Origin of the sequence: Asanoa ferruginea, assembly GCF_003387075.1 — a bacterium.
Classification (GTDB): domain Bacteria; phylum Actinomycetota; class Actinomycetes; order Mycobacteriales; family Micromonosporaceae; genus Asanoa; species Asanoa ferruginea.
The window spans coordinates 3190322-3203672 of sequence record NZ_QUMQ01000001.1 but is presented as its reverse complement, the minus strand read 5'-3'; the positions used below and the strand labels follow the sequence as shown (position 1 = coordinate 3203672).

Genomic DNA, 13351 nt, shown 5'->3' with positions numbered 1-13351 from the left:
CATTACGATCGCAATGTAAAAACGCTATGCTGAGGGGGTGAACCTCCTCCGCACAGCGCTGACCTACGAACGCGGCGTCTGGGTCAGCCTCTTCCGCTGGGTGTTCCGCCGCGACCCGGCCGGCCCGGGCGCCCGGTTCGGCTACAGCGCGATGACCACGCCCGTGATGCTCGCGTTCATCGGCGTGTCGATCGTGGAGATTCCGATCCTGCACTTCCTGCTGCCCTGGCGGACCGTGCAGATCATCGCATTCGCCCTCAGCTTGTGGGGCCTGCTCTGGATGGTCGGTTTCCTCGGCGCCATCCGGGTGCACCCGCACGTGGTCGGGGCCACTGGCGTCCGGGTCCGCTCCGGCTTCACCGTCGACGTGTTCCTGCCCTGGTCGGCGATCGCCGAGGTGCGCACCCGCAACCGGCCGCTGGAGAAGAGCAAGGGCGTGCAGTTCGAGGAGACCGCCGACGGTGGGCTGATCGGCAAGGTGGCGGTGTTCGGTCAGACCAACATCGAACTCGTGCTGACCGGGCCGACCGCCGTCGACCTGCCGCGCGGGCCGGTGACGGCGCTGCATTTCTGGGCCGACGACCCGAAAGAGCTGGTCACGGCCGTGCGCGAAAACCTGGTGTCAGTCGGCTGAGGCGGCGCGGGCGGCCGCGGCCTTCATGTCGCGCTTGAGCTCCTGCGGCAGCGAGAAGGCCAGCCGCTCGTCGACGGTGGTCACCTCGGAGACGTCTTCGAAACCGCGCTCCACCAGGTGGTCGAGCAACTCGGAGACCAGGTCTTCGGGCACGCTCGCGCCGGAGGTGACGCCGACCGTGGTGGCACCGGCCAGCCAGGCGTCGTCGATCTCATTGGCGTAGTCGACCAGGTAGGACGCCCGCGCGCCGGCGTCGAGGGCGACCTCGACCAGGCGCACCGAGTTGGACGAGTTGCGCGAGCCGACGACGAGCAGCACGTCGCAGTCGGGAGCGATCTGCTTGACGACCTGCTGCCGGTTTTGGGTGGCGTAGCAGATGTCGTCGCTGGGCGGCGACTGCAACAGCGGCAGGCGCTGCTTGAGCCGGTCGACCGTCTCCAGCGTCTCGTCGACCGAGAGCGTCGTCTGGGAGAGCCAGACCACCTTGGCCGGGTCGCGCACGGTCACCTTGTCGGCACCCTCGGGGCCGTCGACGAGCTGGATGTGCGCGGGCGCCTCACCGGCCGTGCCGACGACCTCTTCGTGGCCTTCGTGACCGATGAGCAGGATGTCGTAGTCGTCGGCGGCGAACCGCTTGGCCTCCTGGTGGACCTTGGTCACCAGCGGGCAGGTCGCGTCGATCGCCTTGAGCCGGCGGGCCTTGGCCTGGTCGTGCACCTCGGGGGCGACGCCGTGGGCCGAGAAGATCACCGTGGCACCCTCGGGAACCTCGTCGTTCTCCTCGACGAAGATCGCCCCGCGCCGCTCCAGCGTGGCCACCACGTGCTTGTTGTGCACGATCTGCTTGCGGACGTAGATGGGCGCGCCGTAGAGCTTGAGCGCCTCTTCGACGGTCAGCACAGCGCGGTCGACGCCGGCGCAGTAGCCGCGGGGGTTGGCCAGGAGCACACGCTTGCGTTCCTCGATCACCAGCCAATCGTACGTGGCGGCCGGAAACCCCGCCGCTGCCACCGCGCGACCGGCCGCCCGCCGTAGGGTGGTGCGGTGACCACGCCCGAGCCCAACGGTGCCCCGAAGAGCACTCCGGAGGAGCCGTGGCCGGTGCGTGTGGTGAGCCAGAAGATCAGCGGCTGGATCGCCAAGCTCGGCTGGGTCTGGGTCGACGGTCAGGTGGCCCAGATCAGCCGCCGGCCCGGCGCGACCACGGTGTTCCTCACCCTGCGTGACCCGTCGGCCGATCTCAGCCTCACCGTCACCACCAACCGTGACGTGCTCGACCTCGGCGCGCCCAACCTCGAAGAGGGCGCCCGGGTCACCCTGCACGCCAAGCCCGACTTCTTCCCGGCCCGGGGCACGCTGAGCCTGCGCGCCGACGAGATCCGCCAGGTCGGCCTCGGCGAGTTGCTGGCCCGGCTGGAGCGGCTCAAGAAGCTGCTGGCCGCCGAGGGCCTGTTCGACCCGCGGCGCAAGCGACGGTTGCCGTTCCTGCCCGGCCGGGTCGGTTTGATCACCGGGCGCGCCTCGGCGGCCGAGCGCGACGTGCTCAACAACGCCCGGCGCCGCTGGCCGTCGGTCGACTTCCGGGTGGTCAACGTCGCGGTGCAGGGCCCGACCGCGGTGCCGCAGATCATCGACGCGCTCAAGGTGCTCGACGCCGACGAGTCGACCGACGTGATCGTGATCGCCCGGGGCGGCGGCGGGGTCGAAGACCTGCTGCCCTTCTCCGACGAGACGCTGTGCCGGGCCGTGTTCGCCTGCCGCACGCCGGTGGTCAGCGCGATCGGCCACGAGACCGACGCGCCGCTGCTCGACTACGTCGCCGACGTGCGCGCCTCGACACCGACCGACGCCGCCAAGCGGATCGTGCCCGACCTGGGCGAGGAGATCCGGGTCATCCGGCAGGCCCGGCAGCGCCTCGACCGCGCCGTGCGCGGCCTGGTCGACCGCGAGCAGCACCGCATCGACGCGATCCGGTCCCGCCCGGTGCTGGCCCGGCCACACGTGATGATCGAGCAGCGCGCGGCCGACGTGACCGCCCTGCGCGACCGGGCCGGGCGCAGCCTCGACCACCGGATCAGCGCGGCGGCCGGTGACCTGCGGCACACGGTGGCCCGGTTGCGCGCGTTGTCGCCGGCCGCGACGCTCGACCGCGGCTACGCCATCGTCCAGGGTCGCTCCGGGCACGTCGTGCGCGCGGCGTCCGAGGTGGCCAAGGGCGATGTGCTGCGGGTACGGCTGGCGAGCGGTGAACTGTCGACAACGGTCGACGAGGCGAGCGAGGAGAACCGGTGACCGACGAGAACCTGAGCTACGAGCAGGCCCGCGCCGAACTGGCGACGGTGGTCGAGAAGCTCGAGGCGGGCGGCATCTCGCTGGAAGAGTCGCTGGCCCTGTGGGAGCGCGGCGAGCGGCTGGCCGACATCTGCCAACACTGGCTCGACGGCGCCCGCGAACGCCTCGACGCCGCCCGCCAACAGGCCGGCGCCGAGGCGTAACCGGTCAGATCTGGTCGTAGAAGTCGGCCGGGGCGTCGATGGTCTCGGCGGCCGCGGGTGCCGCGTCGGGCGTCGCGTTGCCGTAGTCGGTGTAGCTGAAGTCGATCGTGGAGAGATGGCCCGCGCTGGGTCCGACCAGGTCGAGCACCAGCTTCGCCAGCCGGCCCTGCTCGTCGAGGGTGGCGCTGAACGGGACCCGGTTGATCGACCGCGAGACCTGGTCGAGCGTCTCCTCGTCGAGTGCCGGGATGCCCTGCGGCTTGGCGAGGTCGACCATGCCGGTCAGGGCGCCGTTCTTCTCGACGACGTCGGTGGCGGTGGCCAGGATCTGCCCGGCGCCGGGCACGTCCGCGTCAGCGATGTAGGCCATCAACTCGTTGTCCGCGATCTTGGCCGTATCGAGTTTCAGCCACTTGCCGCCACCGGCGATGGCCTGGCCGCCGACCGTCAGCCGGGCCAGCGTCGCGGAGTCGACGACCCGCAACTCCGCCGTGGCCTTCAGCTGTGGGTCGTCGAAGGCCATGTCCAACTTCGTGCCGTTGGTCGGCTTGTGCACGTACCCCTTGCCGCTCATCGGACCGTTCTTGAATTCGAACCGGTAGTTGCCGGCCTCGATCTCCTTGGTCGCCGCTTTGAGCCGGGCCACCGGATCGGCCGGCACGGTGGTGGTGGCCGCGGGGGCCGGGTTGCCGCCGGCGGCGGAGTCGGAAGCCTGGCCACAGCCGGCCAGACCAATCAGGACGGCCGTCGAGACGGTCGCCAGAACGCGCTTACGCAAGGGATACTCCACTAATTCATCGACGGGAAGCGCCGTAGCCTAACTTGATCAAGCAAACGGCGCCGCCCCGATCACGCTGACGGCGGCGGTCCGGCGCGAGAGCGGCAGCTTCGGGCTCCAGGGGCCTGCGGGACCAGGGAGCGTATCAACCTAGATCACTTGAGCGAGGCGGCCAGATCGGTCAGGTCGGCCTCGGAGGCGCCGCCGACCACGATGACCGTGGAGTCGGGCGCGACCTTCACGAAGGCGTGCTCGCCCGGGCGGGTGGAGTAGGTCTGCCACGGGCCGCCGGCGATCTCGGTGTTGCCCTGGATCCGCGCGTCGCGGGTCAACTCGGCCGGGATGATGTCGTCGGCCGGCGCGTCGGTCTGCACCACCTGCGCACCCTGGCCATCCGGGCTGACCATCCCGAAGCGCAGCACCTTGCCGCCGTCGATCGTCTGGAACGTGGCGCTGACGGTGGTCCAGTCCTGGTCGAGGCCGGTCGGCACGAGGACCGGGAAGGCGCCGGCGTGCCGGGCGTCGTCGATCGCCGCCGACGGGTCGACCTTGATCGGGTCGTGGCCGTCGAAGAACACCCGGTAGATGCCGAACGCGAGCAGGATCGGGACGAGCAGCACGGCCAGCGAGATCACCATGTCGCGCGGCCGGCGCTCGGCGCGCTGCGCCGACTCGACGATCTCCTTGGTGCCCGCTTCCTGCTGCTCCACGCAGTGAATTGTCCCAGCTTCGGAAAGCGGCGCCACACGGGGCCGACTTCGCGCCCCGAACGGACGTTCAGCAGCCGGTCATGCCAGGATCACAGGTACCGACCGACCGACTCCCACTGCACCGCCGCGACGCGAGGAGGCCGCCCGATGAGCGCCAAGATCCCCCAAGACCTGGACCGCAACCTGGCCCTTGACCTGGTTCGGGTGACCGAGGCCGCGGCGATGGCCGCCGGTCGCTGGGTCGGCCTGGGCGACAAGGAGGGCGGCGACGGCGCCGCCGTCGACGCGATGCGCAAGCTGATCAACTCGATCCAGATGCGCGGCGTCGTGGTGATCGGCGAGGGCGAGAAGGACAACGCCCCGATGCTCTACAACGGCGAGCATGTCGGCGACGGCACCGGCCCCGAGGTCGACGTGGCCGTCGACCCGATCGACGGCACCACGCTGATGAGCAAGGGCATGCCCAACGCGCTCGCGGTGCTGGCGGTGGCCGAGCGGGGTGCCATGTTCGACCCGAGCGCGGTCTTCTACATGGAGAAGATCGCCGTCGGGCCAGACTGCGCCGACGTGGTCGACATCAACGCCGGGGCCACCGAGAACCTGCGCCGGATCGCCAAGGCCAAGAAGGGCAGCGTCTCCGACGTCACGGTCTGCATCCTCGACCGGCCGCGGCACAAGCAACTCATCGACGAGGTGCGCCACGCCGGCGCCCGGATCCGCTTCATTTCCGACGGCGACATCGCGGGCGCGATCTACGCCGCTCGGGAGACCTCCGAGGTCGACGTGCTGATGGGCATCGGGGGCACGCCCGAGGGCATCACCGCGGCCTGCGCGCTCAAGTGCATGGGCGGCGAGATGCAGGCCAAACTCTGGCCCCGCGACGACGCCGAGCGGGAGAAGGCGCTGGCCGGCGGCCACGACCTCGCCCGGGTCCTGCACACCGACGACCTGGTGCGTGGCGACAACGCGTTCTTCGTCGCCACCGGCGTGACCAGCGGCGACCTGCTGCGCGGCGTGCACTACCGGGCCGGCGGTGCCTACACCCAGTCGATCGTGATGCGGTCGAAGAGCGGCACGATCCGGATCATCGACTCCTACCACCGGTTGGAGAAGCTGGCCCTTTACTCCTCGGTCGACTTCGACGGCCGCCCGCTGGCCGAGCAGGAGCTCAGCTAAGAGCTAGCCGTTCTCGGAGGAGTGACCCGGGAACAGGTGCGCGGCCGGGTCAATGGCGACCGCCGCGTTGTTGACCGCGGTCGCCGCCTCACCGAACCCGGTCGCGATCAGGCGGACCTTGCCCGGGTATTCGGTGATGTCGCCGGCGGCGTACACCCGGGGCAGGTTGGTCGCCATGGTGCTGTCGACCTTGATGTGCCGCTTGTCGAGGTCTAGCCCCCACGCCGCGAGCGGCCCGAGGTCGGCTGTGAAGCCGAGCGCGGCCACGACCGTGTCGACCGGGATGGTCTCGGTCTCGCCGCCCTTGACCACGATGTCGGCGTGGGTGATCGTCTCTTGACCGTGGATCTTGGCGACCTCGGCGTTGACCACGATCTTCACGCTCAGCTCCTGAACCCGGGCGACGGTGGCGGCGTGGGCCCGGAACCGGTCGCGGCGGTGCACGAGCGTCACCGACTTGGCCAGCGGCTCGAGGGCCAGCGCCCAGTCGAACGCCGAGTCGCCGCCGCCGACGATCAACACGTCGCGGCCGGCCAGGTCGGCGAGGTGGGGCACGAAGAAGACGATGCCGGTGCCGGCGAAGCCCTCGGCGGCCGGCAGCGGGCGGGGCGTGAAGCTGCCCATGCCACCGGTGATGATCACCGCGCCGCAGCGAAGCTCCGAGCCGTCGGCCATCCGGAGCACCGGCTGCCCGTCGACGTGGGACAGGTCGTCAGCCCGGTTGCCGAGCAGATATTCGGGGCGGAAGGGTGCGGCCTGCTCGACCAGGTTGGCGACCAGCTCGCGGCCCTTGATGCTGGGGAAGCCACCGACGTCGAAGATCTGCTTTTCCGGGTACATGGCGGTCACCTGCCCGCCCGGCTCGGGTAGCGCGTCGATCACTGCCACCGAGAGGCCGCGGAAGCCCGCGTAATAGGCCGCGAACAAGCCGGCCGGCCCCGCGCCGATGATCGCGACGTCGATTTCCCGCATGGCTCACCAATGCCTTTCAGGCAATGCTGCCCGATCGACCGCTGCCCGGTCGACATCGACGGTAGGCATAGCGATGCCACACCGGCAAGGTCCGTCCCAAGCTGTTAGCGACGGAACAGGATCGCGGCGACCGCGCCGCCCAGGAAACCGAAGAGGTGACCCTGCCAGGAAACGTGCGGGTCGGACGGCAGGATGCCGAAGAGTTGCCACCAGTAGAGCAGCCCGACCAGGACCACCACGCCGAGGTTCCACCACGTGCGTTCCACGATCCCCCGGGCCAACAGCAGGCCGAAGTAACCGAAGATCACCCCACTGGCACCAACCACCACGGTGTTGGGCGGGCCGGTGATCCACACGCCGAGGCCGCTGACCAACATGATGAACGCGGTCGACCAGATGAACCGGCGCGAGCCGGCCGCCAACACGAACGTGCCCAGCAGGATCAGCGGGACGCTGTTGCCGTAGAGATGGTCGAAGCCGTCGTGCAGCAGCGGCGAGAACACGATCCCGTCGAGGCCGTAGACGCTCCGCGGGATGATCCCGCCCCGAGGGTCGAGGCCCAGGTGCAGCCAGTAGTCGAGGGCCTCGATCGCGAACAGCACCGGCACGACCGCGCACATGGCCACGAACGCCCGCCCGACCGCGGCGTAGAACGTCTCGGTGCCGAAGCGCATGCGCGCCGGGTCGGGGTCGGTCGTCCAGTCCTGGGACACGCACTAGGGGTACCAGGCGAGAAGCGCTCACGCCAAGCGGTTCTGCAGTGCGGTCACGCCGGCGGCGATGTCGGGCGCGAAGGTGGACACCTGGCCGTAGACACCTGGATAGTTCTTCCGCGCGCAGCCGTACCCCCAGCTCACGATCCCGATCTGCAACCAGGAACCGGTCGCGTCCAGCCGGACCATCGGACCACCGGAGTCGCCCTGGCACGAGTCCTTGCCGTTGCGGGCCGCGCAGATCATGTCGGAGTCGACGATCTCCAGGCCGAGCCGCCCGTATTTGCGGCCGCACGACGCGTCGGAGACGAAGTCCACATCGACCGATCGCAGCCGGCGCTGCTGGGTCAGCGAGCCCTCGCGGGTCGAGCCCCAACCCATGACCGTGAACCGGCCCTCGTCGTAGGTGCCGTCCTGGGCCAGCGCCAGGGTCTGTAGGTTCAGCGGCTGGTCGAGCAGGATCAGCGCCCAGTCGTCGCCTTTGGACGCGTCGGTGTAGCCCGGCGCCCGGTGGATGTAGCGCGAGCGCACCGTCTTCGCGTCGGCCGACTGGAGGTCGACCGAGCCGGCGGTGATGCCGATGCTGGTGTCGGCTCCGCTGCGCTTCACGCAGTGGCCGGCGGTCAGCACGATCTGGGGTGCGACCAGCGAGCCGCCGCAGCCGACCGAAAGCCGGACCATCCAGGGGTAGGTGCCCTCGTCGACGCTGTGTCCGCCGACGATCCGCTCCTGCCCGTCATCCGATGCCCACGACGCCGCTGGCAGCAGGCCGAGAATGGCCGCCGCCGCCGTCACCAGTAACGCGCCTCGAAAGCGCCACCCACGCATGGATCAGACCTTAGATCCCGCAAAAGCCGCAGAGGGTACGAACCCGCCGGTTCGTACCCTCTGCCAAAGGTTGTGGTAGTTAGTACCAGCCCACGTCTTCCGAATGGGCCCACGCGCCACAGGGATCGTCGTAGCGACCCTCGATGTAGCCGAGGCCCCACTTGATCTGGGTCGCCGGGTTGGTCTCCCAGTCGTCGGCCACCGTCGCCATCTTGTTGCCGGGCTTGGCCTGCGGGATGCCGTGCGCACCGGAACTGTCGTTGTGCGCGCTGGCGTTCCAGTGGCTTTCCCGGGTCCAGAGCTTGTCGAGGCACGGGAACTGGTCGATCTTGAAGCCTTCGGCGAGCATCAGCGCGCAGCCGATCTTGCGGTTGCCGGAGTATTCGTTGCACGAGGTCGGAATCGGGCCGTCGTAGGGCTTGAACGGGACCGGTTCCTTCTCCGCTTCGCGCTTCTTGCGGCTGGCCTCCTCGGCCTGCTTCGCCCGCGCGGCGGCGGCCTTCGCGGCCTCCTGGGCGCGCTGCTGCGCGACCGCCTCGACCTCACGGCGCAGCGCCATGGCCGACTCGTGGTCGAGGTGGTGCTCCTTCAGCAGCGCGTTTTCGGCCTGCTGAGACTCCGCGGCGAATCGCGCATCGATCCCCTGCTCCTGGATCTTCCGGTCCGGGCTCAGGTAAAAGCCGCCACCCACCCCCGCAGCGAGGATGCCGACCGCCAACGCCCGAACCCCGTACCGGCTCCACAGCCGAGTCACGAAGTCGTTCCCTTCGTCGGGGACAAAGACCCGGCGCTTGGTCCGCCGGGAGCGGCCCCCGCTCTTCCAGGGGCGCGTTCGCTCGCCAGACACCATTGCGCACAGTGAGTCGTGAGGGAAATAGGGAGGCCATTGTGTGATCTGGGTCACGGGGTAAAGCTGGGTAAATCCGGCGAAGCGGCTCTTCGAAAAAAGTTCCGGTGACCATGTCGATCCAGGGGAGGCCCGGGCGACGCACGGGTAAAGAGAGCCAACCTATGGAGGATCAACAATGAAGGTCTGCACCGGTGCCAGCATGTCGCTCGATGGCTTCGTCTCCGGCCCGAGCGAGACCGGCTTCGAGCACCTCTTCGCCTGGTATGGCAACGGCGACGTCGAGGTGCCCACCGGCAACCCGGAGATGACCTGGCGGCTCACCGAGGCGAGCGCCAAGCACCAGCGCGCTTTCTCCGCCGAACTGGGCGCGTTGGTCGTCGGCCGCAAGCTGTTCGACTTCACCAACGGCTGGGGTGGCATGCACCCGCTCGAGGTGCCGACGGTGGTGCTGACCCACAACCCGCCGACGGGGTACGAGGACAACAAGTGGTTCGAGTTCGTCACCGACGGCATCGGGAGCGCGATCGCCCGCGCCACGGAGCTCGCCGGCGGGAAGAACGTCGGGCTCAACTCGGGCCGGATCGCCAGCCAGGCGCTCGACGCCGGGCTGCTCGACGAGGTCTGGATCGACCTCGTGCCGGTGCTGCTCGGTGGCGGCACGCCCTACTTCAGCGACCTGGGCGTCAAGCCGGTCGAGCTGGAGGGTCCGCTCATGTCGGTGCAGGGCAACCGGGTGACCCACCTGCGCTACCAGGTCGTCAAGAGGTGAGCGGACGGAAGGGGCCCTTTTCCGGCGGGCCCCTTCCGTCACGCGTTCAGTTCGGGATGTCTTCCAGCAGGTCGGTGACCACCTCGGCGATCGCGGAGCGCTCCGAGCGGGTCAGTGTCACGTGTGCGAACAGCGGGTGCCCCTTGAGCGCCTCGATCACCGCCGTGACGCCGTCGTGCCGGCCGACCCGCAGGTTGTCGCGCTGTGCGACGTCGTGGGTGAGCACCACCCGCGAACCCTGGCCGATCCGGGACAGCACCGTGAGCAGCACGCCACGCTCCAGCGACTGCGCCTCGTCGACGATGACGAACGCGTCGTGCAGGCTCCGGCCGCGGATGTGGGTCAGCGGCAGCACCTCGAGCATGCCCCGGGCGAGCACCTCTTCCCGGACGTTCTCGTGCACCACCGCGCCGAGCGTGTCGAAGACCGCCTGGGCCCAGGGCGACATCTTCTCCGACTCGCTGCCGGGCAGATAGCCCAGCTCCTGGCCGCCGACCGCGTAGAGCGGCCGGAACACGATCACCTTCTTGTGCCGGCGCCGCTCCATCACCTGCTCGAGGCCCGCGCAGAGGGCCAGCGCCGACTTGCCGGTGCCGGCCCGGCCGCCCAGCGACACGATCCCGATCGACTCGTCGAGCAACAGGTCGAGGGCGATCCGCTGCTCGGCCGAGCGGCCACGCAGCCCGAACGCCTCCCGGTCGCCGCGGACCAGCCGGACCACCTTGTCGGGCAGCACCCGGGCCAGCGCCGAGCCGCGCGCCGAGTGCACCACCAGGCCGGTGTGACAGGGCAGCTCGGCCGCCGCGTCGAGGGCCAGGTCGGCACCGCCGTAGAGCTCGTTGACCTCGTCTTCGCCGACCTCGACCTCGGCCATGCCGGTCCACGTCGGATCGCTGGCCTGGCCGTGCCGGTATTCGTCGGCCGCCAACCCGACCGCGGCGGCCTTGACCCGCAGCGGCATGTCCTTGCTGACGAGAGTGACGTCGCGACCCTCACCGGCGAGGTTGAGGGCGACCGACAGGATCCGCGCGTCGTTGGACTCGTTGCGGAAGCCGGGCGGCAGCACGCCGTCGTCAGAGTGGTTGAGTTCGACCCGCAGGGTGCCACCAACGTCGTTGATGGGCACCGGCTGGTCGAGCCGGCCGTGTTTGATCCGCAGTTCGTCGAGCATGCGCAGCGACTGCCGCGCGAACCAGCCGAGCTCGGGATGGTGCCGTTTCCCCTCCAGTTCGGTGATCACCACCAACGGGAGCACGACCTCGTGCTCGTCGAAGCGGCGGAAGGCCGCGGGATCGGACAGCAGGACCGAGGTGTCCAGGACGTAGACGGGCTTTCGTGGCCCGTCCTCCTTCGCGGCGGCCTTGCGCCCACGCGGAGCGCGGCCGGTCGCGGTGGTGTCCTGGGTGGCCCGGGGAGTGGTGCGCGATGTCGTCACAGGCCTGCTCCGGCGAGCGTGCACCCGGACCGCCCGCGTGTTCCGCCACGTCCGGTGCCCGGGAGCACGGGGTCGGATGCGGGCCCCGTGGCGAAGTCTTCGCAGGTCCAGGCCGGCCGGCTGGCGAGGGATGACCCCTCGCCATGGCTAGACGCTAACTGGCGTCGGCCGTCCGGGGGAAGTACACGCCGAAGTAAGAGCCTCTCGTTTACCGAGATTTCTTGGGGCGGCACGTTAGGGGTTGGCCGGCCCGGCTGGCGCGAGCCGGGCCGGCCACCGGCACCGACGCGCGCCCCTCACGCGTCGCTGCCGTGGGATCGGGGCCACCGGACTGGCCCGATCCCGGGTTGCATGAACCGCCGAGCCACCAGGCGGTTCACGCTCGCAGAAGACCACTCACCCCGTGGGTTGTCCCGCCATCAGGCGAACACCCGCGGCGTGCCGTCCGCCGTCGGTTGTGGTCCCCGCGAAGGAGGCGCTCAGATAGGTGGTTCCCGAACCGATCGTGGTGGTCGGGACGTCCGGTGCGGACCGTTGCCGCGGTTCCGCCCGGATCGTGGCCGCCACCGTCTGCGCCTCCCGGCGCCGGCGATTCCACGCGCCCCGGTCGCCGTCGAAATAGCCTTGTCGGTATCCATTGCGGTAGGTCAGGTGTCCGTGCAGCCGTCCCGCCGCGTAGCTCGACGAGCTGAGCACCAACACCAGGAAGATCGCGAAGTACAGCGTCATCGGTACGCGCTGCCCCTCACCGTTCGTCGGGATAACGCGGGGCCCGGTCGATGTGGGGGTGACCGGCCAGCAGGTGGTCGATGTCGTCGACGCCGACTTCCTCGACGAGCTCGACCGCGACCCGGCACTGGTCGATGACCACCTCGGCGACCGAGGTGCGGCGCACCTCGGCGCCGGTGTCGTAGACCCGGATCCGCAGGTCCGGGCAGCCGAGGTGGATCCGCCAGGCGTCCCACTCGACCATGTCGGCGACCTGTAGGGACACGTACCGGGCCCCGCGGGCCAGGTAGAGCCGCCACGGCGCGGTGATGCCGGCCGCGACGCCGGCGGCGATCAACCCGAAGGCCTGCTCCCGGGTGGCCAGCTCGGTCACCGGACAAATCCCTGTGATGTCACGTATACGTGACGGCTATCGGCACGCTTCGTCTCGTTCACGTGACACACCGTAGGGCGTATCGCGTACGTGACAGCATCGGCTTTTCGGGCGATTAGCGCGGAACCCCTGTCGACCTATTCTGACCACGTGACGCGCCCCGAAGACCCCCCTCGATCGTTTACCGGCGATCTTCTGGGGTCGTCACGCACGCGATACACATCGGGCGCACCGACCGGGAAGATCGAGAACTGGCCGTACCGTACGCCGGTGCCGGACACCTCCCCTGGGCGCAAGATTGCTTTTGCTGCTTTCGTCCGCAAGGCGCTCGATGACGCCCGCGCCACCCGCGCTTGGAGCGGTTCCGAGGTGTCCCGCCGCACGGGCGTCTCCCGCCAGACCGTCAACCGCTGGATCCGCGCCGACTGGGCCAGCGATCCGGAAGCCGAACGGGTGGTCGCGTTCTGCACCGGCCTGGGCCTCAACCCTTCGGTCGCGTTCGGCGTGCTCGGCTGGGACACCACCACTGCCGCGCGCCCGGCGCCGGCCGCACCGCCGATGGACCCCGACGTCGAAGCGCTGCTGCGCCGGTTGATCGATCCCAACGTCTCCGACGCCGAGAAGTTCCACATCCGCGAGACCATCCGCTATCTCGCCTACCGGCCGTTGTTGCCGACCGACCGTCCGTCACGCCGCGGCAAAGCGGTCTAGCCCGCTAAAGGCCCGTCTAGATGCGCAAATGGCGAAAAGACCTGTGTTTCAAGTGGCGAATGGCACGGATGTTACCTCTGTGGCGCAGTAGCGTGCGCCTTTGTACTGCTTGGGCTCGGGTCGGGTGGGGAGCACCGGAGGTCAGCCAAGCCCTGCGGGACAAGGAGGAGGGGTCCTC

General features: G+C 69.6%; 16 protein-coding genes. 6 read left to right on the top strand and 10 right to left on the bottom strand.

All coding sequences use genetic code 11. The features are described from left to right. Window positions 1-37 precede the first annotated feature (37 nt). A complete protein-coding gene (locus DFJ67_RS15215; RefSeq protein ID WP_116068486.1) occupies window positions 38-634 on the top strand; it encodes a PH domain-containing protein in 597 nt (198 codons plus the stop codon). Here the strand turns inward: DFJ67_RS15215 and DFJ67_RS15210 are convergent. Further along, window positions 623-1606: a 4-hydroxy-3-methylbut-2-enyl diphosphate reductase gene (locus DFJ67_RS15210; protein WP_203783922.1), complete on the bottom strand. Its 984-nt coding sequence runs from the start codon at window positions 1604-1606 to the stop codon at window positions 623-625. The genes DFJ67_RS15215 and DFJ67_RS15210 overlap by 12 nt on opposite strands. 72 nt (window positions 1607-1678) lie before the next feature. Here DFJ67_RS15210 and xseA point away from each other — a divergent pair, with 72 nt between their 5' ends. Continuing rightward, window positions 1679-2926, top strand: a complete 1248-nt coding sequence (xseA, locus tag DFJ67_RS15205; protein WP_116068484.1) for an exodeoxyribonuclease VII large subunit — start codon at window positions 1679-1681, stop codon at window positions 2924-2926. Further along, window positions 2923-3129 (top strand): exodeoxyribonuclease VII small subunit, encoded by a 207-nt coding sequence (locus DFJ67_RS15200; RefSeq protein ID WP_116068483.1) that lies wholly within the window; start codon window positions 2923-2925, stop codon window positions 3127-3129. Before xseA ends, DFJ67_RS15200 begins: the two co-directional genes overlap by 4 nt. Window positions 3130-3133: 4 nt before the next feature. Here the strand turns inward: DFJ67_RS15200 and DFJ67_RS15195 are convergent, their stop codons facing one another. Further along, window positions 3134-3907: a hypothetical protein gene (locus tag DFJ67_RS15195; RefSeq protein ID WP_147315508.1), complete on the bottom strand. Its 774-nt coding sequence runs from the start codon at window positions 3905-3907 to the stop codon at window positions 3134-3136. Between the two features lie 155 nt (window positions 3908-4062). Next, complete coding sequence (locus DFJ67_RS15190; protein WP_116068481.1) at window positions 4063-4617, bottom strand: DUF4245 domain-containing protein; 555 nt, start codon at window positions 4615-4617, stop codon at window positions 4063-4065. 147 nt (window positions 4618-4764) lie between these two features. On the opposite strand from DFJ67_RS15190, the gene glpX reads away from it, so the two are divergent. Further along, window positions 4765-5793: a class II fructose-bisphosphatase gene (gene glpX / locus DFJ67_RS15185; protein ID WP_116068480.1), complete on the top strand. Its 1029-nt coding sequence runs from the start codon at window positions 4765-4767 to the stop codon at window positions 5791-5793. Window positions 5794-5796: 3 nt separating this feature from the next. On the opposite strand, the gene DFJ67_RS15180 is transcribed toward glpX, so the two are convergent. From DFJ67_RS15180 to DFJ67_RS15165, 4 genes are all read right to left on the bottom strand, one after another. Next, window positions 5797-6765, bottom strand: a complete 969-nt coding sequence (locus DFJ67_RS15180) for an NAD(P)/FAD-dependent oxidoreductase (protein ID WP_116068479.1) — start codon at window positions 6763-6765, stop codon at window positions 5797-5799. Between the two features lie 104 nt (window positions 6766-6869). Continuing rightward, entirely contained in the window at window positions 6870-7439 is a 570-nt protein-coding gene (locus tag DFJ67_RS15175) for a rhomboid family intramembrane serine protease (RefSeq protein WP_116076231.1), read from the bottom strand. Between the two features lie 66 nt (window positions 7440-7505). Then, a complete protein-coding gene (locus tag DFJ67_RS15170; RefSeq protein WP_116068478.1) occupies window positions 7506-8306 on the bottom strand; it encodes a S1 family peptidase in 801 nt (266 codons plus the stop codon). Between the two features lie 79 nt (window positions 8307-8385). Beyond that, window positions 8386-9060: an aggregation-promoting factor C-terminal-like domain-containing protein gene (locus tag DFJ67_RS15165; protein ID WP_116068477.1), complete on the bottom strand. Its 675-nt coding sequence runs from the start codon at window positions 9058-9060 to the stop codon at window positions 8386-8388. 271 nt (window positions 9061-9331) lie between these two features. Here DFJ67_RS15165 and DFJ67_RS15160 point away from each other — a divergent pair, with 271 nt between their 5' ends. Next, on the top strand, window positions 9332-9925 hold the full coding sequence (locus tag DFJ67_RS15160; protein ID WP_203783917.1) for a dihydrofolate reductase family protein: 594 nt from the start codon (window positions 9332-9334) through the stop codon (window positions 9923-9925). 46 nt (window positions 9926-9971) lie between these two features. Here the strand turns inward: DFJ67_RS15160 and phoH2 are convergent, their stop codons facing one another. The 3 genes from phoH2 to DFJ67_RS15145 all read right to left on the bottom strand — a co-directional run bounded on the left by phoH2 (window position 9972) and on the right by DFJ67_RS15145 (window position 12462). Further along, window positions 9972-11360 (bottom strand): RNA 5'-3' helicase PhoH2, encoded by a 1389-nt coding sequence (phoH2, locus tag DFJ67_RS15155; protein ID WP_203783918.1) that lies wholly within the window; start codon window positions 11358-11360, stop codon window positions 9972-9974. Between the two features lie 396 nt (window positions 11361-11756). After that, complete coding sequence (locus DFJ67_RS15150; RefSeq protein WP_116068475.1) at window positions 11757-12089, bottom strand: hypothetical protein; 333 nt, start codon at window positions 12087-12089, stop codon at window positions 11757-11759. Window positions 12090-12105: 16 nt separating this feature from the next. Continuing rightward, complete coding sequence (locus DFJ67_RS15145; protein ID WP_116068474.1) at window positions 12106-12462, bottom strand: hypothetical protein; 357 nt, start codon at window positions 12460-12462, stop codon at window positions 12106-12108. Window positions 12463-12732: 270 nt separating this feature from the next. Between DFJ67_RS15145 and DFJ67_RS15140 the strand changes: the two genes are divergently transcribed. Continuing rightward, window positions 12733-13173 (top strand): helix-turn-helix domain-containing protein, encoded by a 441-nt coding sequence (locus DFJ67_RS15140; RefSeq protein ID WP_116068473.1) that lies wholly within the window; start codon window positions 12733-12735, stop codon window positions 13171-13173. The last annotated feature ends 178 nt before the right edge of the window (window positions 13174-13351 follow it).